This is a genomic window from Cocleimonas sp. KMM 6892 (assembly GCF_035798195.1).
GTDB lineage: Bacteria > Pseudomonadota > Gammaproteobacteria > Thiotrichales > Thiotrichaceae > Cocleimonas > Cocleimonas flava.
Window position 1 is genome coordinate 1,076,017 of the sequence record NZ_JAPFBV010000001.1, and the last position, 23,123, is coordinate 1,099,139.

Sequence of the window (23,123 nt, forward strand, 5' to 3'; positions counted from 1 at the left end):
ATCAAGCTAGTCTAAAACAGATCAAAATAAATACCAAAAAGAAACGGCCCAATAAATTGAGCCGTTAGCGGATAAACGTTTTTGTTAAAAAGTCATTAACTAAAGATAATTATTTACTAACAAAAATCCGTTTAATCGTATTAACGATTTCGTACAAAGCGACGAATTTCCGCCACGTGACGACGACTTACTTCTAGTTGATCGTCAATCTTCTCAATTTTCACTTGTACTCGACCGATATTATTCTTAGCTAAGCCAGTAATACGACTTTTAGCTACTAATGCATTTCTGTGAATGCGAATAAACTTATCCGCTAAATCCGTTTCCAAAGATTTAAGTGATTCTTCAATGATCACTTCTCCCTGCTTGTGTCTTACCGTTACATATTTTTGATCAGCCTGGAAATAATAAACATCTTCTATGGGAATCAGTTCCAGATTACCGCGCATTCTTGCGCAAATGTGTTTGCGTCCTGCACCTGTTACTTCGTTGTCATCCAGTACTTTAGATCGCTGTGCACGGTTAAGTGAGCGGGCCTGTTGTAGACTTTTTAATAGTTGTTCTTGTCTTATTGGTTTCATGAGGTACCCTGTTGCTTTGGTTGAAAAGGCTTCTAATGCATACTCCCCATATGCAGTAGTAAAGATTACGGCTGGTGGATTTGGCATGCCTGATAAGTGTTTTGCTACTTCTAACCCATCCATCACAGGCATAGAAATATCGAGTAATATCAAATCGGGCTGATGGCGCTCAACCATCATTAATGCTTCGGCTCCGTTTTCTGCCTCTGCACAAATTTTGTATTCAGAATTTTCCTGAAGTAAGCTTTGTATTCTTTGTCGAGCTAGTTCTTCATCGTCAACGACTAGGATATTCATTGTCATTATTATGTCTCCTTCGGTATAGAAAATGAGACGCGGTATTGGTGTTCGCTTTTTGTTATTTTTAGATTAGCGCGATCACCGTATGCGAGTCTCAGACGATTCTTTAGGTTTTCTTGGGCGATGTGGTTGCCCTTTTGGTGTGAATTGGTTCCTACTGGTGGCACAGGATTCGTTACAACAACATCTAAACGAGGTCCTGCATCATATAAACTGATTCCTAAAGTGCCGCCGTCTTTACAAGGTTGAATGCCATGGTAGATAGCGTTTTCAACTAAAGGTTGTAATAACAGAGGCGGAATTTCCATATTAAAAGGAAGCGTTTGACGATCCATATCCCAAACGATGTTTAATCTGCGTTTTCCTAATCGTAAACCTTCCATACGTAAATAACGTAAAGTCACATCAAGCTCTTCGCCTAGTGAAATACGGTTTCGGGTATCGAGGGTCGATCGGAAAATATCAGCGAGGTCTAACAAAGCATCTTCAGCCTTGTTTTGGTCAACTTGAATCAGTTGAGCAATGCTGTTTAAACTATTAAAGAGAAAGTGAGGACGCATTCTAGATTGAAGTGCATCGTATTTAGCGCCTGAATCAGCACTCAAAAGCTCAGCTCTTTGGCTATGCACATAAAAATAATGCAACGTCATAAGACTAATAACCAGTGCTACAAATACATTTCTAAGAATAAAAGGCGTATCCCAAAAGTACATCACGCCAACTTTCTGGTAACTATCCATCATAATGGCAAGAACAGAAGCTCCAATGGTAAATGCAACTACGATTCCACTTACTGCTGCCGCAAATTTAATAACAGGTAATCGTTTGATTTTATTGGATAAAAGACAGATCGTTAATGTCGAGCTTAAAGCAACCCATTGCACAAACAAAGAAGTTAAACCTAAACGTAAAATCGATGCCTGATAAGTCGCAGAAGAACTGGTTAACGCTAACACCAAAGCCAACACTTCAGCACCAACCATAACGCGAAGCACTGCCTGTGGCGTGCAAAGCTCTGGTAGGAAACCGATAGAGTTTTCAGTGGTGGTTATATTCATTTATTATTATTAACTTATTTATTGGATCTAAGGTTTACAGGCTTTGCTATAATGCGTAGCTTGATATAAATACCTTAAATCTTATTTTTATTTAAAGTAGCGTAAACGCTACGACTATCATTTTTTTTATTATATTCGTCGCTTTTTTTGTAGCGTTCGTCATATTGTATGTAAACCTTACTGACTGGAAACTGAACAACCATGCCTGATAGCAAAAATTCTTCAAATGATAACCAAAATAGCCTTAATCCCGAAAAGAGCGGTACTGCGGACAAGCTTTGGGGCGGACGTTTTACTGAATCTACCGATGCGTTTGTAGAAGCATTTACCGCATCAATTAATTTTGATCAACGTTTATACAAGCACGATATCGCAGGTTCAAAAGCACATTCGCAAATGCTGAATAAAGTAGGCATCCTGACTGATGAAGAAATGAATGATATCCATCAAGGTCTGGCTGAGATTCAGGCAGATATTGAATCAGGCAATCTGGAATGGTCAATACAGTTAGAAGATATTCACATGAATATCGAAGCACGTCTGACTGACAAGATTGGCATTACGGGTAAAAAATTACACACTGGACGTTCAAGAAACGACCAAATCGCTACAGACATTCGTCTTTGGTTACGTGAAGAAATCGATGCAATTTCAGCTGAATTAAAACGCTTACAAAGTGGTTTATTAAAAGTAGCCGAGCAAGAGGCAGAAACGATTCTACCTGGCTTCACTCATTTACAAGTCGCACAACCGATTACCTTTGGCCACCACATGCTTGCATGGTACGAAATGCTGGTTAGAGATTTCGAACGTCTGCAAGATTGCCGCAAGCGCGTAAATATCATGCCATTAGGTTCTGCAGCATTGGCAGGTACCACTTACCCAATCGACAGAGTTTACACTGCCGAGCTATTAGGTTTTGATAGACCTTGTAACAACTCGCTAGATGGCGTGAGCGATCGTGACTTCGCCATTGAGTTTGTCTCAGCCGCGTCTTTAATCATGATGCACCTATCACGTTTCTCAGAAGAATTAGTGCTGTGGACATCAGCGCAGTTTAACTTCATCAATCTGCCAGACCGTTTTTGTACCGGCTCATCCATCATGCCGCAAAAGAAAAATCCAGACGTGCCTGAGCTAGTACGTGGTAAAAGTGGCAGAGTATTCGGTAGCTTATTCTCACTGCTGACATTAATGAAAAGTCAGCCATTGGCTTACAATAAAGACAACCAGGAAGATAAAGAACCACTTTTTGATACGGTTGATACCTTATTGGGTAGCTTGCGTGCGTTTGCCGATATGGTGCCAAATATCACTACTAATAAAGACGCAATGCGTGCAGCAGCGATGCAAGGCTTCTCAACCGCGACTGACTTAGCTGATTACCTCGTAGGTAAAGATATGCCATTCCGTGATGCGCATGAAGTGGTAGGTAGTGCGGTTGCTTACGGTGTGGAAACAGGCAAAGACCTAAGTGAAATGAGTCTTGAAGAATTACAGAAATTCTCAACCATCATCGATCAGGATGTATTTGAAGTATTAACGCTAGAAGGTTCGGTAGCAGCGCGTAATCACTTAGGCGGAACTGCACCAGAGCAAGTTAAAGCGAGAGTAGCTGAAGCCAAGAAGAATGGATAAATTGAGCTATATCGTTGCAGCGGTATTATTGATAGCTACCTTTACGATTAGTTATCTTTGGCTTTTTGATTAGTCATTTGTGAGAAACAGGCGTGTGATTTTGTATTTGAAATCACACGCCTGCACTTTCTGACAGTAGTAAAACATTGAGGATTTGATTGATTTAGCCTGAGTTTTTCTACAACTCAGCAAAACTCTCAAGAATCATTTTCTATCAGCGACTCGTTTGCGCGTTAGCGCTATCCCCAAAATTATCAATAACATCGCCGCTAGGCTAGTCCATTCAATCGCTTCGCCCAAAATAAGCGCACCAGTGAAATACGCCACTGCAGGAATCACGTAATTAATATATGAAAGAAAGGTTGGGCCTGCCGAGCTGATAACGGCAAACAAAATAATGGTGGCAAATGCCGTTGGACCGACACCTAACCATAATAACGATAAGGTGGGTTTTAAAGAGTAGCTTTGTTGCCACGGTAAATCTTGCCACAACCACAATGGCACGATAACAATGCTGGAAATTATCATCACGCCAGCTGCCGTTACAATAGGGTTATATGAGGGTAATCGCCGCACTAAAATGGCATTTATCGCATAGCTAAAGGTGGCGAGTAAAATCAATAGACCACTCAGTAAGTTACTGTGAACGCCGACTATAGACGGCCAAAGCACAATTGCCACACCAGATATGCCCAATAGAAAACCGAGTATTTTAAAGCGGTTGAGACTTTCCCCTGCCACAAAATAATGCGCCAAAATCATCGTCGCCAGCGGCATAAACGCCATCAATAAACCCGCGATGCCCGAGCTAACATCCTTCTGACCTGTAGAGATCAGAAAAAACGGTAACAGGTTACCCATAATTCCCAATAGTAGAAACACCGCCCAGGCCAATGGGTCGGAAGGCAATCGCAAACCTTTAGTAAATAAGAAAAGCGTCAAAATAATCGCTGCAATCAACACCCTAAGAGAGACTATACCCACAGGGCTAAAACTTTGCAGTGAGACAGCGGTAAACATAAATGATGTTCCCCACAGCAGAATAAGCAACAGTAGAGAAAACCAGTCTTTAACAGTAGGTGTGTCGTTGAGAGTCAAGAGTATGAGGCGGTTAACATGATTAGTGGAGTGTAGACGACACCTTCTTATTTTGTTGATCTTTTTAAAGATTAAATGCCTTTTAACGACTTGCAAAAAGGGAGCTTTAATGAGTCCTGCCTGAGTATTTATTGCAGGCGCTTTTATAGCACCTTGTATGGTTAGTAAAGCTGGCATAAAGGTAAAGAGCCACAGAAGCTTTCGACTTATTTAATAAACAAAATATTTAGTAAAAGTGAGAGGCTAATAGGAACTCCCAAGAAAACGCTAAATTATTCTAAGAAAGATATTTATCTTTTAAGCCTATTGGATTAAGATTTTTTCCGTAAGTCTTCGGGGTTGGGTGTAATTCCCTACCGGCGGTAAAGTTTTTTATCATTGTTCATGAAAACAAGCCCGCGAGCGTCAAAGTGATAACTTTGAGTCAGCAGATTTGGTGTAATTCCAAAGCCGACGGTTAAAGTCCGGATGAGAGAAGTTTACAGGTGACAAGTCCAGTCTATGGTCTTAGCGTGTGCGTTCTAGAATTGCCTTCGCGTTTTCCTGCGTTATTTCTTCATGCCCATTAATGTTAATTGTAAAAATGGTAGTGAAAAATGAATAATCTTAATCAAGCAAAAATTTGTTATATCCAGTCTTCATGGCATAAAAACATTGTCAATGAGCTTAAAAATTCGTGTATAGATACTCTAATTGAGCAAGGAATTGTAAAAGAGAATATTAGCGAAGTTGATGTCCCTGGTGCTCTTGAAATACCTTTGCAAGCGAAATTGCGAGCAGAAACAGGTCAGTATTCTTTAATTATTGTTGCTGGATTAATCGTTGATGGCGGTATTTATCGTCACGAGTTTGTCGCTGATAGCATAATCAAATCAATTATGGACATACAGCTAGATACTCGAATACCAATTATTCACTCCATAATGACGCCAATTAATTTCCACGAAAGCGCTGAACACGAAGCGTTCTTTTTTAAACACTTTGCGACAAAAGGCAAAGAGGCCGCGGAAGCCTGTATCCAGACTTTAAATAACTGCGAAGATGTTAAGCAGTATTCCCATGAAAAATTGAAAATTGCCTAAAAGTAGAAATGCTTACCACAACACACTAAAGCCCATCGATGATTTCTTATGGAATCGTCGATGGGCAATGGTCAAACCAGCTTAAATATTATGTAAATAAGATTTAAGCCACCCCCCTACTTATAGAAGGTTTTTTGCTTAAGGTCGGTTAAAAACCTATAACAAAGACTGACATTGATCTATCTAACCGGATAAGCCTTTTGAAAGAACCCACAAATTTTCTTATCGCAGGTGCCACAGGTGGCATCGGCCATGCAATCTGCGAAGCATTAGCAATTCGTTATCCTGATGTAACCTTGATTCGAATGGCGCGCAATCTGGAAAAATTAACTGCCCTGAGTTGCAACACTATCGATATCCAGTTTGATCTGGCTTCGGAAAATTCTTTACTGCAAGCAATAGAACAAATCCCTGCGGATATTAATATCGACTGGGCCTTTATAGCCTCAGGTTGGTTGCACGATGAACATACGCAACCAGAGAAAACCTATCGAAGCCTGTCGGCTGAACAGTTAGCGCAATCGTTTAGTTTAAATGCCATTGGCCCGTCATTGCTGGTGAAGTATTTATTAGAAAAAAACGACAAGAAACATCCGCTTAAAATCGGCGTGCTATCCGCGCGAGTCGGGAGTATTAGCGATAACCGCCTTGGTGGCTGGCATTCGTATCGCGCCAGTAAAGCCGCTTTGAATATGCTGATAAAAAATTATGCGATTGAGCTTACTCGTATGAAAAGACCCGTGGTTATCGTTGGCTTGCAACCCGGAACAACCGACACCTTATTATCAGCGCCGTTTCAACAAGGCGTTCCAGAAGGGCATTTACAAATGCCAGAATTTACCGCCAGTAAATTGATTGATGTTGTGGATAATTTAAAGCCCGACGATAGTGGTTACCTATTCGATTTCTTAGGTGAGAAATTCGAGCCTTAAAGCGTGTTGTTAAGTGAATATCGCAGGCTTGGAATCTGTTGGCTGATTTAGCCACCCCCTTACTTTAGGGCACTTTTTTCTATACCTTTACAAAGCAACTGAATTATTAACGATGATATCAAAGCTCAAAAAGGTTCTTATCATGATCAGCCTGAGTATTCAGATAGGCGTTTACTCTGTTTTATAAACCCTATTGAATGCGGCCTTCTATCGTAAGTATTTGATTTTAGACATCGAGAAAAGTATATTTACCTTTCTAGCAAATAATTTTCGTCTGATGTTTTTAGGGCGAAAAATAGGCGCGGATAGTTTCATCTGAATCACGGAAGCAAGCAACTTTAACAGTTCTTCTTTATACGTTGTGCGTCGACTTGGTTTTGTATGAAATGATGTAATACCCCTCACGTTTAGTACTTTCCCATTGTAAGAAGTCATAATAATGGACAAGGTATGGTCTAGGTTCAGGTCTAAATATAAATTTCAAATCAAATTTCACAAGGACAGAAATTTGAAAACACGGCCTAAAGTAGGGGGGTGGGTAACAAACGGGTAATTAATGAACAATAAATAAAGAAAAAAGGAAATAAGGATAAATCCTTATGGTTTGTTAAGCCGGTAAATATGTACTTTTTAAACTAACACTTTGTCTTTTAACGTTAAATTAAATTAATTTGATCTAAATTTCAAAATGTGTCGTATAACACTACAGATATCAAATGATGTCTTAAACCATTATTAATTAAGAGATTTATTACTATGAAAAATTCTACGAATTCTGCACTAATCGCTGGCGCTGCTCTAGCTGTTCTAACTTCTGTTGCTACTGCAAAGCCTAACGACCAATTAACAATTTCTGCAGATGCTTCTGATAGCGCTAAAAAGAGTTTTAATTCTTGGGTTGCAGGTGCTGAGATTTCAGGACGTAAAGACAAATGTTTCGGTATTGCATTAACAGCTGAGAACGATTGTGCAGCAGGTCCAGGTACAAGTTGTCAGGGTACTTCAACAAGTGATTTCCAGGGTAATGCATGGACTTATGCACCAAAAGGCACTTGTGAATTCATCAAGACACCAGTAGGCATGGGTTCTAAGTCTGAAATTAAAGCGTAATATTTCTAAGCTTTAATACACTGAATATGCAAAGTCATTTGGCCCAATTTGATTCGAAGCAGTCAACGCTGACAGGCGCGGGGATAAATTTGAAACCCCAGCACTATGAAGCAGCGCTTTTATTAGCTGATGGACATTTTTCAGCTGACGCAGGCTCCCAGCCCAATGCTGTATCAGAACTTTGGTTTGAAGTTCATACCGAGAACTACTTCGTACAAGGCGGGCCAAGACTTCGTTATTTACAAGAAATCGCCGATCGCTTTCCGCTTAGCTTTCACGGCGTCGCAGGTTCTCTCGGATCCTTTAACGAGAAACCTGCCACTATTACTACCAGTCATTTGGCACAGGTATCCAGTTTAGTTAAACGTTTTAACCCTGTGTTAGTGTCTGAACATGCGACTTGGTCAACAAGTCAGCATGCTTATTTTTCTGACTTATTGCCTTTACCACGAACACAACAGGCTTTGAATTGCCTTTGTGATGGTATTGATCGCTATCAAGAGGCGATAGGTCGTACTATTCTGATTGAAAATCCAACCAATTATTTAGATTTTATCTCAGAAATGGATGAAGCAGACTTCTTGATGGAAGCTGCAAACCGAACCGGAGCAGGGTTACTGGTCGACGTAAATAATTTATACCTCAGCTACCGTAATACTGCTTTAAACCCTCAGCAATACCTGGAATCTTTAGATCCTGCCAAAGTCGGTGAGATTCACATAGCCGGTTTTGATGCCGACTCTAATTTTCCCGATGATTTATTAATCGACAGTCATGCAGCCCCAGTAGATGAAGCTGTTTGGGATTTATTAGAAACGACCATTTCAATTTTAGGACCTAAACCGGTGCTATTAGAACGTGATGATAATGTGCCCGAATTTAGTGAGTTAATGACCGAGCGTAATCGCGCTTATTCGATTTTGATGGACTCATCCAGAATGGCTCAACAGCCTCAGTTGGCGGTGACTAATGCCAGCTGATCATTCTTCACACAGTGAGTATTTGCGTGCATTTCAGCAATTCATGCAAACGGGAGAAAAAGCACAGTTAGCTTCTTTCCTCGAAGACAGTAGACCTGAAGCATTCTTAAGCGTTTACCGGAATGGTTTTATCCGAGCCAGTGTTTCTGCACTTGAAAGTAATTTCCCGACGTTGGTTAAACTTTGGGGAGACGACTACTTCGCACAAGTGGCAGGCGCTTATGTCAACGCTACACCGCCATCCAATGCAACGCTAATAGGCTATGGTTTTGAAAACCGTACCGAACAATCTGTGGATGATGAATTAGAGCCGTCAACCCTTAGCTTTGTCGAATTCCTTCAGCAACATCTCGCTGAGGTGCTAGTTCAATTCCCTTATGTGCCTGATATCTGTCGTTTAGATCAAGCCTGGTTAGAATCACTCAATGAGAATGGAGACTCGTTTCTAACACTTGAGGTTGTTCAGGATTTAATAGCACAAGGGGAAGATTTATCGGAATTAGCATTAACAGTGGTTGATTCAAGCCGAGTGGTTGATCTGGAGTTCGATATCTTCGAATTATGGGGGCAACTGCGGTTCGGAGAAATTTCAGAAGACCATAAAATAGAGTTAAATGCACGTCAGAACTCCGTGATTTTTTGGCAGATGGATTTACAGGTACAAGCTAAACCTTTGTCTGCCGTTGAAGCGGTATTCATGAAGTGTTTGAAACAGACTGCAGATATTGATGAAGCAACAAAGCAGGCGTTGGCAATGGATGAAAGTTTTGATATTTCAACCTTATTTGCTGAGCTACTAAACGCCCATCTATTACAACGCTTACAAAAACTTCCACAAAAATAAAATTTAATCGAGTAACACGCTATGAATTTAATCCGATCATTTTATATTGCCGTATTTGAATGGCTGAATATATTGTTTAAACCACTGGCTATGCTGGGCTTACGCTGGCAACTTTTCAGTGTGTTCTTTTATTCTGGTTTAGCCAAATGGAATGGTTTTTTGAAACCCGATCCCGGCGTCTATGATTTATTTCTGTATGAGTTTTTCTGTCCTGAAGAACCACGAGAAGGCGCGCTTTTGCTGTGTGATCCTAAAACTTTAGAGTATGTGGATGGCTCATCTACCGTTGCTTATATTAAGTACTTTGCTGTAGCTGCAGGCGTGGCAGAAATCGTATTGCCACTAATGATCATCGTTGGATTGTTTACGAGATTTGCCGCACTAGGCATCCTCGGTATGACTATCTTTATCCAGTTAGCAGTATTCCCGACATGGTCGCACTGGGTGAATCCTGCAATGTGGTGGGCCGGAGTTGCGGCCGCATTGATTGTTATCGGGCCAGGTAAGTTGTCGCTAGATTACTGGTTGGGTTTAGAGAAAAAGACCAGCAAATAACTCCAGCAAGAATACACGAATACGATTCCAATTGTAATCGACGGCTTGTGCTGTCGATTACCACAAGCTAAGCACCTTTTTCTTAAATACGTTTGCTAAAAACCTGGCTCAACAAAAATAAAGAAGAAGCAGCTACTACGATCGATGGGCCCGCAGGCGTGTCCCATAAGAAAGAAGCGCTTAATCCCAGAATCACAGAAATACAGCCCACGACGATAGCAAGCACTGCCATTTGTTCTGGTGTTTTAGAGAATTGTCTAGCCGTTGCCGCGGGTATAATTAAGAGTGATGTGATTAGCAAGGCGCCGATTATTTTCATCGCTATTGCCACCAAAACCGCAATCAGCAATGTATAGATCGCGCTGATTAGTGAGATATTAACGCCTTCTACCAAAGCCAGTTCTTCATGTACGGTTAATGATAATAATGGTTTCCAGATCACGGTGAGCACGGCTAAAACCACCCCCACACTTACAGCGATTAATCCTAAATCTGTCCACGTAACCGCGAGGATGTCACCGAATAACCATGCATTCAAATCAACCCGCATGCCATGCACAAAGCTGATTAAGACTAAGCCTAGCGACAATGCGCTGTGTGAAATAATGCCGAGTAGGGCATCGCTACCCAGTCGTTTTTGCCGCTGCGATAGTATCAGTAAGGCAGCGACCAATAATGTAGAAACCAGGATGCCAATATTCACATTGATCGACATGAGCATGCCGAGAGCCACACCTAATATCGCTGAGTGAGATAAGGTATCGCCAAAATATGCCATCCTACGCCAGAGTAGAAAAGCACCTAATGGGCCGGCAATTAATGCAATCGCGACGCCTGCCAGAATGGCGCGGACTAAAAAATCATCCATGCGTGTGTTTTTCCTGCTCTTTAGTTGTTACTTTTTCAATGGCGATATCAGTATGTTCATGGTGCGAATGATTGTGGTCTGCATGTTTACATTCGCCCACCACAACATCACCGTTTAACTCGTGACAATGATTATGGTGATGGGTGTAAACAGCTAAACCTTCGGTGGGTAAATTGCCAAACAGTCGCTGATATTCAGGGTGTTTGCTGACATCATCCGGTTGTCCGCTACAGCAGATATGCTGATTTAAGCACAGCACCTGATCTGTTTTTTGCATCACTAAATGTAAGTCATGAGAAACCATTAAAACACCGAAACCATAGGTGTTTTTTAAGGCGGCAATTTGTTCGTACAGCTCTGCCTGGCCGGTAACATCAACACCTTGTGCAGGTTCGTCGAGTATCAGTAATTCGGGTTTACGCAGCAATGCTCGTGCCAGTAAAACGCGCTGAAATTCGCCGCCAGATAATTGTTGAATCGCTTGTTTTGCAAGGTGCTTAACCCCGGTTTCTTCTAACGCGTCTTTTGCTTTTGCGGTATTGCTAAATGATCGGGAAGACAGCGACACAAACCGTTCTACAGTAAGCGGCAACAGTGAGTCGATTGCCATTTTTTGTGGGACATAACCAATGCGTAATTTGGGTTTTCGATACACCCCCCCACTTTGAGCCGTTTCTAATCCTAAAAGAATGCGAATCAGTGTCGATTTGCCTGCGCCATTAGGGCCAATTACCGTCAGGATTTTTCCTGCTTGCAATTGCAGGCTTACATCATGCAGAATCGTCTTCCCTTGCAGGCTAAGGTTGATATGATCTAGCGAAGCCAGTAACTCAACATTTTTATTTTGGATAGGATCAGACATGCGCGGTATTGTACTCTTTTTTTTGCTTTCTGGAATGCTCACTGCGTGTGGAAATAATGGTGGAGATAAAGAGTCGGCAGAAAACATAGCAGAAAACAAAACAGAAACTAAAACAGTAACCGAAAAAACCAAAGTATCCGAACCATTACATATTGTTACCACGATTAAGCCATTGCAATCGATTGTTTTGGCAATTTTGGGTGATCAGTTAGAAGACCATGTGAGTAGTTTTCAACTAATCCCCGACTATTCATCACCGCATAATGCCAGTTTTAAACCTTCTGATATTCGTAAAGTGTCGCAGGCGGATATCATTTTCCGTATCGATGAGCACATGGAAGTGATGCTAAACCCTTTGCTGGAAAAGCATAAAGATAAACTCATCTCATTAGCCGAAGTTGAAGGTATCGCGTTAATAGATTGGGATAGCATGCGCAAAGCAAAAAACAAAATATTAAAACAAGCGGCGCTGGAATTGGGACATGGCGAACATGATCACGATCATGAACCACACGAAGGTCATGTCGATGGTGACGAACATGAATCTCATGCGTCTGAAGTAAAACCTGATGATAATGTTGAAGTCAGCTCTGAGACCATTTCTGAGACTAGTCCCGAGACCAAAGCTGAAGAGGAAGCATTAACATCTAAAGAAGTCATTGCTGAAACGAAAATTTTCGATAGTCATAATCATGGGAAACAGGATATGCATATCTGGACATCCCCCAAAAATGCACTATTAATGGCACGTAAGATTACTCAGGAATTGTCTAGGCTAGACCCAGAGAATCAGAAAGTATACGAGAAAAATCTGGATACGTTCGACGCCAAGCTAGGTCAGGAATCAATGCAGATAACACAGCAATTAAACGGTAAAACAGCCATTCCGTATATTGTGTTTCATAATTCATGGCAGTATTTTGCACACGAATTTGGAATTGCAGATCCAATCGTTCTTAATACACATGAAGGTTTAACAAGTGGAGCGAAGAAACTAAGCGCAACCCGCCAGTTAATTTCTGATTTGAATATACGTTGTGTTTTTACAGGCCCAGATATCACAAAATCTCAGGTGGATAATTTGCTGCCTAAAAATGCCAGTAAGGAAATAAGAGTGGTAGAAATAGATGTACTTGCCAGAAAAATAGAGCCAAACCAAGATGCATATCTTGGTTGGCTCAACAATATGGGCAAAGCCATATCGAACTGCTTGCAATAGTATTAATTGGGAGATTTCACTATTGCCAGCGGTACCTTGAAAACCAGAAGCTGCTAGCAACTACCAACGCAGCTCAACTGGGAATGGAGAAAGATAACGCTGTTTAGCAATGTAGTCATTAGGGTGTCTCGAAAAATGATGCTTGAGCAATGTAAGCGGCATTATTAATGGCACTTCGCCTTTTTGAAAAGACATAATGCTATTTAACAATTCCTGACGGTCATCGCTATCAATCTTCTTTCGTAAGTAACCCATAATGTGCTGTAACGCATTAGTGTGACGTTTACGGTCTGGTTGTTTCTTTAGTACATTCATTGCCAGTGAGATGTACGACTCAGCTAACTCATCGATATCGGCACTGCCTGCTGTGGCGATCATTTGACCGAGTTCGCGAGCGATGTGTTGGTTGTGCGCCATAAACAAATATTTTTGTTGTGCATGGAAGTTTACCAGGCCACGTGGTGTGATACCTTCTTTCACCATACACTGCCAGTCGTTGTATAAGTAAACACGGGTGAGGAAGCTTTCACGCAGATTAACATCGTTCAAACGACCTTCTTCTTCCATTGGCATGTGTGGGAAGTGCTCTTTGATTACAGCCGCGTAAATGCCAACGCCATCTTTATGTACAAAATGTCCCTCAGGGCTGTACACCTTTACACGTTCCATGCCGCAACTAGGTGAGTCCTTCTTGAAAATATAACCACTGATATCAGATAGATAATTTTTTGCGATCATCTCTGAGTATTCATGTAGGTCATTGGTAAAATCTAATTCGTTATTTTTAACATCTACTGCGTACGCTTTTTTACCATCATCTTCTGACTTGCGTACTAAACGAATAGGTTTACGAGGGATGCCCATACCTATGGCAACTTCAGGACAAAATGTCTGGAAATCAAAAAAACGGGCTAATGTATTTTGAATATATTGACTGCGCTTGTGTCCGCCATCAAAGCGAACTTCATTGCCAAGAAGGCAACTGCTGATACCGAGTTTTAGTTTTGGGAAATTATTGTTACTTAGCATTTCAGTCTCCTGAAGTAGGTTATTTTCAATTAGTATACATGGCTATACATAAGTTGTACAATTATTTTAAATAGTTATACAATTATGATCAAAATAGAGTTGTACATTTAATAATTAAAGGCGTTTAAACGCGCTAAGGAAAAGCTTTTATGATTGGTATCGTCTGGTTTAGGCAAGATTTACGGTTAGCGGATAACGCTGCATTGCTACACGCGTGCAATGAGTGTGATGTCGTAATCCCCGTATTTATTGACGATGCTATGGAGGAAAGTATTAGTAGTATTGGTGGTGCAAGTAGCGCCTGGTTACATCGAAGCTTAGAAAGTTTGTCAGCAGATTTAAGCTCTCAGCAGTCAAAGTTAATTTTTAGGCAGGGCGAACCGTTAAAGGTTTTAAGCGAACTGATCAATGAAACTAAGGCTACACATCTGTACTGGAATCGTTGCTATGAGCCAAAAGTAAGAAAACGCGACGAAGAAATTAAAACGACCTTAAGTAAGCAAATCTTAAGCAAGCAAATAAAGGTAAAAAGTTTTAAAGGCAGTTTATTACTGGAACCATGGGAGGTATTAAAACAAGACGATACACCGTATCGCGTATTTACGCCTTATTGGAAAGCATTGGTACAAAAACTCATCCTTACATCGCCGTATGAAATGCCATCGGATTTTAAGCCGGCAGAAAAGTGGCCAGATTCTTTAGAGCTTAATCAACTTAAACTTCTCCCTCAGGAACCTATCCCAAGATGGGATGAAGCAATGATGAAGCACTGGAAAGTAGGCGAAGATGCTGCACATGATGCATTGCATGAGTTTTTAGAAGATGGCGTACAAAACTACAAAGAAAAGCGAGACTTCCCTGCAATTGGAGGCACTTCCTTACTTTCACCACATTTACACTTTGGTGAAATAAGCCCATTACAGGTATTTCACTACAGCAATATGCATAAAGCACAAAACCCGCATCACGATCACGGCGTTGGACATATTTTACGTCAAGTCGTGTGGCGTGAGTTTGCCTATGCATTGTTGTACCACTTTCCTGAAACGGTTACCGATCCTTTATTCGAAAAATACAAAGGATTTGAATGGCGTAACAATGAAGAAGAATTAAAACGCTGGCAGCAGGGTAATACTGGTTTTCCTATCATTGATGCGGGTATGCGAGAGCTTTGGCAAACAGGTTATATGCATAATCGTGTCAGGATGATCGCTGCGTCCTTTTTAACCAAAAATTTATTAATTCATTGGCACAAGGGAGAAGCATGGTTTCGCGATACTTTGGTTGATGCAGATATCGCCAATAACACAATGGGTTGGCAATGGGTTGCAGGAAGTGGTGCGGATGCTGCGCCGTACTACCGAATATTTAACCCTGTGTTACAAAGCAATAAATTTGATGGCAAGGCAGAATACATTCGTCGGTGGGTTCCAGAGCTAAGTAAACTGGATAATAAAGCGATTCATCAGCCTTCTGTAGAGCAAGCAAAGGAATGCAATTACCCAGAAGCGATGGTTGATCTGAAAGCTACGAGAGAGCGTGCGCTTGATAGATACTCCCAAATTAAATAGTGCCTTAGCTTATTTAATCAGAGAATAAGTAATAGCATATTAGTTAAAAGCCTCCCCCCTACTTATAGCCATTTTTTTAGTATAAAAAAACGCCTCAAAGTAGGGGGGTGGCTTAGGCTAGATTGAAAAGGTGTTGATTAAGCTAAAGTCGCATCAATCACTTTTAATTGCTCAATAGCATTATCTGCTAATAACACAAGCCCACTTTCAAGCAGGTTTTTCGTTTCAGCTTCGTTGTGTTGTCCCGCAATAAATACTGGAATCTTCTGGCTATCTGCAACCGCTTTAATAGATGTAATCATTTCGGTTGCGTGCGCAGGCTCATTTTCTTCCGGGGTTGATAATGCGTTTGTAGATGTTACGGCAGAATAAATAATCAGTGCATCGCAACTCGCACGAGATAAAGTCATCGGGATGGCATCGAATGGGATATCACTGCCAAGCACGACGACTCGGTAACCATGAGTTAGCAGTGGCAGCCCGAATAACATTAGCTCTACATTTGCTTGAGGGTCACCATAAGCCATTAACAGAATCTTTTTACCGCGATTCTGCAAGGTGCTTTTTAAGAATAAACCACCGATTCGTTGTTGCAGGAATTGCCAGTAAAAATGGTAATTGCCAGACAAAGATTGCAGTTGATCAGCCTGACTACGGAGTTCGTGCAGTAACGGTTTTAACAAACTGTGGTTAATAATTTCTATCGGATAGAGCGAAAAAATCTCATGATTGAGTCTTTCAAGTGTCTCTAAATCATAACTATTAACAGCCGCCATTAATTTATCTTTGTAGATTTTCCATTGATTTTCAGAAGGGGTTTCTGTCTTCTGTTGATCTGCAGCTAACAGATTATCCTCGGTCTTGACGATATCGTTTTGCAAGGTGATATCTTTAAGGTCTTCTAGCTTGGCTTCTTTGTTTAAAGCATTAGATACTCGCCCTATAGACACACCCTTTTCGAGCAATTGTAAAACTTGCTGAATGCGTAAAATATCTTGCTGGCTGTATAATCGATGCCCTTTCGGAGTTCGTTGTGGTTTAAATAATCCGTAGCGTCTTTCCCAGGCACGAAGCGTTATGGCGTTTACGCCTGTCACCTCGGAAACGGTTCTAATCGGGTAGAAACCTTCTTCCGATGCGGGTAATAAGCTATCAAGATCTTCGTTCATGCTGTTAACCAGTTAATTTGTCGTGTGTAAAAAATGGCGCTATATTAACATGCTGTACAGATATTGTATAAGCGCGTATTTAGACTGTTCTAAGGTAAGTGTTTTTCTATAAGGGAAACGATTTCTTTGCTCTCAGGAGTAATCTGACTTTTAAATGAGCCAATCAAATTCCCGTTAGTATCTAACACGTATTTATGAAAATTCCATTGCGGAAACTCACCTGCCATCTTCCCTAAGGTTTTATAGATCGGTGAGGCATTACTCTCGGCGGCATGGGTTTTCTGGAACATCGGAAATTTCACGCCGTAAGTGAGACGGCAAAATTTAGCGATATTTTTTTCATTCTCAGGATCTTGATTGGCAAAGTCATTGGAAGGAAAGCCTAAAACGACTAAACCTTTATCCTGGTATTTTTTGTACAAGGCTTCAAGCCCATCAAACTGGCCAGTGAAACCACATTTGCTTGCAGTATTGACGATCAAAACCACCTTGCCTTTATATTCTTCACATAAATTTACTTCATCAGATTTAGCTAATTTTCTAAGATCAAAATCCAGTGTCGCAGGACAACCATTTGAGTTAACTGGAGCTGAAATCGTTTTGGCGGTTGCTATGGAGAAGAAGGGTATTAATAGTGCGAAACCAAGCAATAGCGCTAACAAGGTCGAGACCTTGAATAGTTGGCTTACTGCTGGGTTATTGATGCTTTGTTCATTCATGTCTTTGTGCCTTATTAACCGATACTATTTGCTGTAATCGTTACTTGCTGTTAATCGTGATTTAAGAAAATTCATAAGTGGTCTAAGTAATCCCACTTTGCTGTAAATTTGTTCAGCAGGATCCCAGTAATCTATGTGCTCTTTTACTTGGTCGTTATTATCAAAGGTCACCATGCTGGAGCCATCTATTGCCCACATGGTTTTGTTTTTACCAAAACTGAATTGCCATTGGATAAAGAGTATTTGCTGATTAGATGCGTAATGATTGATCCTGAATTTTGGTCTTTCTGTCGTATCAAACATGTGAGTGAATACGGTTTTAATCGCATCTATTCCGTATACATCATTGAATGGATCTTTAAAGTGCGCATCAGGGGCAAATATCTCGTTAATCTGGATAAGATTCTCAGCGGTTAACTCCGTAAAAAAACGCATGAATGTTTTTTCACGGCTTTTTTCATTGTTATCTATAGCGCTATTTTCGATGTTAATTGTTTGATTTGCTTGTTGATTCATTTCAGGCTTCCTTCACTTGATCGGTTTGAAGTGAGGATTTTGTTAACGCAAAATAGAGTCGATAAGGAAGTATTCGGAACGTTTTCATAATGTAGGCAAAACGTTTTGGGAAAGTGATTTCAAAGTTACTTTTAGGTAACTCTTTATATATGTATTCAGCTGCTTTCTCGGGGCTAATCATAAAAGGCATCTTAAAGTTGTTCTTATCAGTCAGCGGAGATTTAACAAAACCAGGATTGATTAAACGCAAGGTAATTCCTTGCTGTTCAAGTTCTAATCGAAGTGATTCTGTCAGGCTGGTTACGGCCGCTTTACTGGCGTTGTAAGGAGCAGATTTCGGGAGGCCACGATAGCCTGCAAGACTAGCTGTTACATAAATTTCACCAGATTTCTCGCCTTGCATATAAGGCAGGATGGTATCCAGTCCGTTAACTACGCCAAGATAATTAATGGAGATTAACTGTTCAAATAAAGCAGGGTCGAATTCATCCAGTGGCATTGGGGTGTAATCCCCGGCGTTTAGAAATAGCGAATCGATAGAGCCGAGTTTATCAAGAATTAAATCTCTGGCCGTCGCCAAACTCTCTTTGTCTGTGATATCCAAAGACAAAGGATGGAGGTTTTCGTGGTTGCTGGCGATGTCTTCTAAGGCATTTTGGTTGCGGCTGCTAATGGCAACCTGCCAACCATTTTTAGCCATTAGCTCGGCAAGACATTTGCCTATGCCTGAGCTTGCTCCAATAATCCACGCTGTTTTCTGTTTATGCATATCCTATTTATACTAAAATTATACATAACTTGTACAGCTTTATTTTTATTCGTTTATTTTTGCCTTGGCAATTGCGAGTTCTTCTTCAAGCGCTTTGAGGCTACTGATGTCTTTTTGTACACCAATGTAATACATCACGCTTTCTACTTTGTCGAAATAAGGGGTGATAGTGAGATCGTTCCAGAATAGGGTGCCATCTTTGCGATAGTTTCTAAGGACTACTCTAACGGGCTCTTCATCTTGAATAGCTTTGTGAATTTTCTTGATTTCTTCTTGTTGCTTATCTTCGCCCTGTAGAAAACGGCAATCTTTATATAGGCATTCATCTGGCGTGTAGCCTGTCATTTTTTCAAACGCCTGATTCACATAAAGCAGAATTGTATCGTCACCTTCACGTTCTGCAATGGTTATACCATGTTCAGCATGATCAATAAGAGCGTGCAGTAGGTCAGGCCTTATTGGGGTTTGTTCCGGTCTTGAATCGTTTCCGTTCGTATTATCGTCATTGCTCATACGATTGCTTCCATATCTCTTCATTTCTTAATGTAAACACCATATCAGTCTATAACAAAATTGATAGTTAAATGCTGTGTTTTTAGGGTTTTTCACGGTTTTTTTATTCCTTTTTGCCATGCCTATTTTCACTCATAAATTTTCACATCCATTTCGCATTTATTTCACAGAGTTAGCAATAAAATGGCTCGAAGTAAAAAATAGTTATACAAATAGACTCAAATGCTATACATTATGTATAACTATTGTATAGTAAATTAATTTGGTGTGATCACATGAGTAAAGAAAAACAGTCAATTTCAATTATCGGTTCAGGGGTAACAGGATTATCTGCGGCTTGGCTTTTGAGAGATAAATATGATGTCACACTGTTTGAAAAAAATGATTACCTCGGTGGTCACACTCATACTCACGATGTAGTCGAAAATAATAAAGAGCTGGCTATAGATTCTGGCTTTATCGTCTACAACGAAAAAAATTACCCTAATCTGGTTGGTCTTTTTGAAGAGCTTGAGGTTGAGACGCAGGCTACCGATATGTCTTTTGCGTTCTCTATGAATCAGGGAGAGCTTGAATACGCAGGTTCTGGGTTGAAAGGGATGTTTGCTCAGCGCGGCAATCTAATAAGCATCAAGCACTGGCGTTTAATCCAGGAGATAGTTCGGTTCAATAAAACGGCTCATGCAGAGTTACCTGTGTTAGAAAAAGATAAATCCAGCGAACACTCGCTTGGTCACTTTCTCAAGCAGCACAATTTTTCCAAAGACTTGCAACAAAATTACCTGCTACCGATGGGTGCTGCGATTTGGTCTTGTCCTGTCGAGATAATGAATAGCTTCCCGGCTTACAGCTTTTTGAGGTTTTTTGCGAATCACGGCCTGATTGATTTGCAAAATAGACCACAATGGAGAAGTGTGGTGGGTGGGAGTCGAGAATATATACGAAAAATGATGCCTACTTTAAATGATCAGATTTCGATTAAAGGCGGCGTTCAATCTGTCAGACGCGACAGCAATAATGAAAAGGGTGCTGTTGAAGTCATTAGTGGTGATGAACGTTTTTATTTTGATCAAGTGATCTTTGCCTGCCATGCAGACGAAACGCTTAAACTGATTGATCAGCCAAGTGACACTGAACAGGAAATTCTGGGTTGCTTTAATTATCAGGAAAATATCACCTACTTACACACTGACGAAAACCTGATGCCTAAGCGCAAAAATGCCTGGTGTTCGTGGAATTATTTAGCTCAATCTGGCGCTAAATTAGCGGATGGCTCAGATGAAAGTAAGGTCACAGCAACTTACTGGATGAATAATTTACAGAAGGTTGAAGCAGAAAAAAATTATCTGGTAACACTCAATCCATACCAGCAATTAGATGAAAGCAAAGTCATTAAGAAAATGACCTATCACCATCCTGTTTTTGACCGTGATGCTATTTATGCTCAGTCTCGTTTGAATGAATTGCAAGGCGAAAATAATAGTTGGTTCTGTGGCAGTTACACCGGATATGGATTCCATGAAGATGCATTATCTTCATCTGTAAACGTCTGTGAACAGCTAGGTGTTATTGCACCGTGGAATAAGGTAATAACAGGATCAAACGCTGAGCAAAAAGTTGAACCACAAACAAGTTTGGGGAGTGCTCAATGAGCTCAGCCTTATCATTATATGAATGCGATGTAATGCACCGCAGGCATTTTCCTCAAAACTATCGTTTTAATTATAAAGTATTTAGTTTTCTGATCGATATTGATGAAGTTAAGCAAAGTAAGGTAAATCCACTGTTTTCATTTAATCGCTTTAATTTATATAGCGTTTATACCAAAGATCATGGCGCTAGAGATGGTTCAGGATGGAGAGCATGGATTGATACGGTTCTGGATGAGCGCAATTTGAGCAAGGCAAAACATCAGGTGAAATTACTGTGTTTCCCTAGAATTTTAGGTTATGCATTTAATCCATTAAGTTTGTGGTACTGCTTCGGTGAAGATGGTCAGCTATATGCAGTTGTTTGCGAAGTCAGCAATACTTTCGGAGAGCATCATCACTACGTTCTACATAACGATAATCAACCCTATAAAGGCAGAGTTAAAGCCCACAAGAAAAAGCATTTTCACGTGTCGCCATTTATCAGTATGGATGCTGAATATAGATTCACCATTGGTACGCCTAAAGACGAATTAATGATAGTGATAAACGAGTATCAGGATAACGAATTGATGTTAACCGCTACTCAAATGGGCGAACAGCAAGAGATAACCACCCCCCACCTTTTAGGCCAATTTTTTCGCTTGCCTCTGATGACATTCAAAATCATGTGGCTGATCCATTGGCAGGCTCTAAAAATATGGATGAGAGGCGGTGTTTATCATAAAAAGCCAGAAGCACCCAAAGAAGACTTTAGTTAGTTTGTTGAATGATTATTAAACGTAATAGTTGTTACATCCTGAGATATTCGAGGAATAAATATGAATAATGAAATGACGTTAACTCGTGTTTTACCGCCAAGTTTTGATCATTTGCCGGCATTTAAGCGCTGGTTAATGAAATCTTTAGCAAAAATACATCATGGAACATTGTTCGTGCACATTGATGGGCATTGCTATGCCTGTGGAAATGATGATTCCATAACGGCTACCTTACGAATCCATCAGCCTTTAAAAATGGCATGGCGATGCCTGGCAAAAGGAGACTTGGGTTTTGCAGAAAGTTTCCTCGAGGGAGACTGGAGCAGCGATGACGTCACGCAATTACTTAAACTGTTTCTAAAAAATAGAAACAAGTTAGGCAATGCTTATGGTGGAAAAAGCATGCTTCGTGCTACCGCTAATATTTATCACAAGTTGCGTAAAAATAGCATAAAGGGGAGCCGAAAGAATATTCAGTATCATTATGATCTGGGTAATGATTTCTACAAGTTGTGGCTCGATGAAGGCATGACTTATTCATCGGCGCTATTTGAATCAGAAGAGACTTACAACGTTGCGCGTGAAGACCAGTCCTTGCTGGAAGCCCAAAATAATAAATACGACAGAATTCTAAATGAAATAGATGCAAAAAAAGGCCAATCGATATTAGAAGTCGGTTGTGGCTGGGGCGGGTTTGCAGAAAAAGCGTTGGAAAAAGGCTGTCATTTACACGGTGTAACACTCTCTGAAGAGCAGTTGGAATTTGCAAAGCAACGTTTGTCTCATTTTGGTGATAACGCCCAATTAGAAATTAAAGACTATCGCGAGATAGATCAGCAATATGATCATATTGTCTCAATAGAGATGTTTGAAGCAGTGGGTGAGCAATACTGGCAAACTTACTTTGAGATGTTGAAGCGTAGCTTGAAGCCGGGTGGTAAAGCGGTATTACAGATCATCACCATCAAAGATCAGTATTACGATTTGTACCAGCGACGTGCGGATTTTATTCAGCGTTATATTTTCCCGGGTGGCATGTTGCCATCTGAAAGTATTTTGTCTGATTTAGTCTCTAAAAATGATTTAAAAGTGGATAACCGTATCAGTTTTGGTCACGACTATGGTGAAACACTGGCTCGCTGGGAGCAGAGCTTCCTGAACGTGATTCCAGAAATGGAAGCCTTAGGTTATGACAAGCGCTTTCAACGTATGTGGTTGTATTACTTAGGTTACTGTCAGGCAGGCTTCGAAGAAGAACGTATCGATGTAATTCAGTTGACGTTGACACATTCGGGATAAC

Annotated in this window: 23 protein-coding genes and 1 riboswitch; of the genes, 12 read left to right on the forward strand and 11 right to left on the reverse strand. The window is 40.6% G+C overall.

All coding sequences use genetic code 11. From position 1 onward, the window contains the following. Window positions 1–140: 140 nt before the first annotated feature. Both OO007_RS04870 and OO007_RS04875 read right to left on the reverse strand, forming a co-directional pair. Entirely contained in the window at window positions 141–884 is a 744-nt protein-coding gene (locus OO007_RS04870; protein WP_207906952.1) for a LytR/AlgR family response regulator transcription factor, read from the reverse strand. 2 nt (window positions 885–886) lie between these two features. Beyond that, window positions 887–1,939 (reverse strand): sensor histidine kinase, encoded by a 1,053-nt coding sequence (locus tag OO007_RS04875; protein WP_131904873.1) that lies wholly within the window; start codon window positions 1,937–1,939, stop codon window positions 887–889. A 201-nt stretch (window positions 1,940–2,140) separates the two neighbouring features. Between OO007_RS04875 and argH the strand changes: the two genes are divergently transcribed. Further along, window positions 2,141–3,577: an argininosuccinate lyase gene (gene argH / locus OO007_RS04880; protein WP_325807944.1), complete on the forward strand. Its 1,437-nt coding sequence runs from the start codon at window positions 2,141–2,143 to the stop codon at window positions 3,575–3,577. A gap of 204 nt (window positions 3,578–3,781) precedes the next feature. Here argH and OO007_RS04885 read toward each other — a convergent pair whose 3' ends face one another. Continuing rightward, window positions 3,782–4,852, reverse strand: coding sequence for a DMT family transporter (locus tag OO007_RS04885; RefSeq protein ID WP_325807945.1), 1,071 nt, complete (start codon window positions 4,850–4,852; stop codon window positions 3,782–3,784). Between the two features lie 148 nt (window positions 4,853–5,000). After that, window positions 5,001–5,159, forward strand: a riboswitch (FMN riboswitch). A gap of 112 nt (window positions 5,160–5,271) precedes the next feature. On the opposite strand from OO007_RS04885, the gene OO007_RS04890 reads away from it, so the two are divergent. The 6 genes from OO007_RS04890 (at window position 5,272) to OO007_RS04915 (ending at window position 10,178) form a co-directional block, all read left to right on the forward strand. Continuing rightward, window positions 5,272–5,757, forward strand: coding sequence for a 6,7-dimethyl-8-ribityllumazine synthase (locus tag OO007_RS04890; protein WP_325807946.1), 486 nt, complete (start codon window positions 5,272–5,274; stop codon window positions 5,755–5,757). A 200-nt stretch (window positions 5,758–5,957) separates the two neighbouring features. Next, window positions 5,958–6,689 (forward strand): SDR family NAD(P)-dependent oxidoreductase, encoded by a 732-nt coding sequence (locus OO007_RS04895; RefSeq protein WP_325807947.1) that lies wholly within the window; start codon window positions 5,958–5,960, stop codon window positions 6,687–6,689. A 756-nt stretch (window positions 6,690–7,445) separates the two neighbouring features. Beyond that, window positions 7,446–7,799 (forward strand): BufA1 family periplasmic bufferin-type metallophore, encoded by a 354-nt coding sequence (locus OO007_RS04900; RefSeq protein ID WP_131904877.1) that lies wholly within the window; start codon window positions 7,446–7,448, stop codon window positions 7,797–7,799. Window positions 7,800–7,888: 89 nt separating this feature from the next. After that, window positions 7,889–8,779, forward strand: a complete 891-nt coding sequence (locus tag OO007_RS04905; RefSeq protein ID WP_325807948.1) for a DUF692 domain-containing protein — start codon at window positions 7,889–7,891, stop codon at window positions 8,777–8,779. After that, entirely contained in the window at window positions 8,769–9,623 is an 855-nt protein-coding gene (locus tag OO007_RS04910) for a DNA-binding domain-containing protein (RefSeq protein ID WP_325807949.1), read from the forward strand. The genes OO007_RS04905 and OO007_RS04910 overlap by 11 nt, the downstream gene beginning before the upstream one ends. 21 nt (window positions 9,624–9,644) lie before the next feature. After that, window positions 9,645–10,178, forward strand: a complete 534-nt coding sequence (locus tag OO007_RS04915) for a DoxX family protein (RefSeq protein WP_131904880.1) — start codon at window positions 9,645–9,647, stop codon at window positions 10,176–10,178. An 82-nt stretch (window positions 10,179–10,260) separates the two neighbouring features. Here the strand turns inward: OO007_RS04915 and znuB are convergent, their stop codons facing one another. Together znuB and znuC are read right to left on the reverse strand one after the other, a co-directional pair. Further along, complete coding sequence (znuB, locus tag OO007_RS04920; protein ID WP_131904881.1) at window positions 10,261–11,046, reverse strand: zinc ABC transporter permease subunit ZnuB; 786 nt, start codon at window positions 11,044–11,046, stop codon at window positions 10,261–10,263. Beyond that, on the reverse strand, window positions 11,039–11,908 hold the full coding sequence (gene znuC / locus OO007_RS04925) for a zinc ABC transporter ATP-binding protein ZnuC (protein ID WP_325807950.1): 870 nt from the start codon (window positions 11,906–11,908) through the stop codon (window positions 11,039–11,041). Before znuC ends, znuB begins: the two co-directional genes overlap by 8 nt. Here znuC and OO007_RS04930 point away from each other — a divergent pair. Next, on the forward strand, window positions 11,907–13,127 hold the full coding sequence (locus OO007_RS04930; RefSeq protein ID WP_325807951.1) for a zinc ABC transporter substrate-binding protein: 1,221 nt from the start codon (window positions 11,907–11,909) through the stop codon (window positions 13,125–13,127). The genes znuC and OO007_RS04930 overlap by 2 nt on opposite strands. Window positions 13,128–13,187: 60 nt before the next feature. Here the strand turns inward: OO007_RS04930 and OO007_RS04935 are convergent, their stop codons facing one another. Then, a complete protein-coding gene (locus OO007_RS04935) occupies window positions 13,188–14,156 on the reverse strand; it encodes a YbgA family protein (protein WP_131904884.1) in 969 nt (322 codons plus the stop codon). A 149-nt stretch (window positions 14,157–14,305) separates the two neighbouring features. Between OO007_RS04935 and OO007_RS04940 the strand changes: the two genes are divergently transcribed. Next, window positions 14,306–15,727 (forward strand): cryptochrome/photolyase family protein, encoded by a 1,422-nt coding sequence (locus OO007_RS04940; RefSeq protein ID WP_325807952.1) that lies wholly within the window; start codon window positions 14,306–14,308, stop codon window positions 15,725–15,727. Window positions 15,728–15,864: 137 nt separating this feature from the next. Here the strand turns inward: OO007_RS04940 and OO007_RS04945 are convergent, their stop codons facing one another. From OO007_RS04945 to OO007_RS04965, 5 genes are all read right to left on the reverse strand, one after another. Further along, window positions 15,865–16,896: a MerR family transcriptional regulator gene (locus OO007_RS04945; protein ID WP_325807953.1), complete on the reverse strand. Its 1,032-nt coding sequence runs from the start codon at window positions 16,894–16,896 to the stop codon at window positions 15,865–15,867. Window positions 16,897–16,985: 89 nt separating this feature from the next. Continuing rightward, a complete protein-coding gene (locus OO007_RS04950; protein ID WP_325807954.1) occupies window positions 16,986–17,615 on the reverse strand; it encodes a glutathione peroxidase in 630 nt (209 codons plus the stop codon). Between the two features lie 24 nt (window positions 17,616–17,639). After that, complete coding sequence (locus OO007_RS04955; protein WP_131904888.1) at window positions 17,640–18,131, reverse strand: nuclear transport factor 2 family protein; 492 nt, start codon at window positions 18,129–18,131, stop codon at window positions 17,640–17,642. 1 nt (window position 18,132) lies between these two features. Further along, window positions 18,133–18,900 (reverse strand): SDR family NAD(P)-dependent oxidoreductase, encoded by a 768-nt coding sequence (locus OO007_RS04960; protein ID WP_325807955.1) that lies wholly within the window; start codon window positions 18,898–18,900, stop codon window positions 18,133–18,135. 45 nt (window positions 18,901–18,945) lie between these two features. Continuing rightward, window positions 18,946–19,413 (reverse strand): PAS domain S-box protein, encoded by a 468-nt coding sequence (locus tag OO007_RS04965; protein WP_325807956.1) that lies wholly within the window; start codon window positions 19,411–19,413, stop codon window positions 18,946–18,948. Window positions 19,414–19,688: 275 nt separating this feature from the next. Here OO007_RS04965 and OO007_RS04970 point away from each other — a divergent pair, with 275 nt between their 5' ends. Genes OO007_RS04970 through OO007_RS04980 form a run of 3 tightly spaced genes read left to right on the forward strand, consistent with a single transcriptional unit; the run spans window position 19,689 to window position 23,122 of the window. Then, window positions 19,689–21,065, forward strand: coding sequence for an NAD(P)/FAD-dependent oxidoreductase (locus tag OO007_RS04970; protein WP_325807957.1), 1,377 nt, complete (start codon window positions 19,689–19,691; stop codon window positions 21,063–21,065). Next, window positions 21,062–21,823, forward strand: a complete 762-nt coding sequence (locus OO007_RS04975; RefSeq protein ID WP_325807958.1) for a DUF1365 domain-containing protein — start codon at window positions 21,062–21,064, stop codon at window positions 21,821–21,823. Before OO007_RS04970 ends, OO007_RS04975 begins: the two co-directional genes overlap by 4 nt. 60 nt (window positions 21,824–21,883) lie before the next feature. Continuing rightward, window positions 21,884–23,122 carry an SAM-dependent methyltransferase gene (locus tag OO007_RS04980; protein ID WP_131904893.1) on the forward strand — a complete coding sequence of 413 codons (1,239 nt, stop codon included), beginning with the start codon at window positions 21,884–21,886 and terminating at the stop codon, window positions 23,120–23,122. Window position 23,123 lies beyond the last annotated feature (1 nt).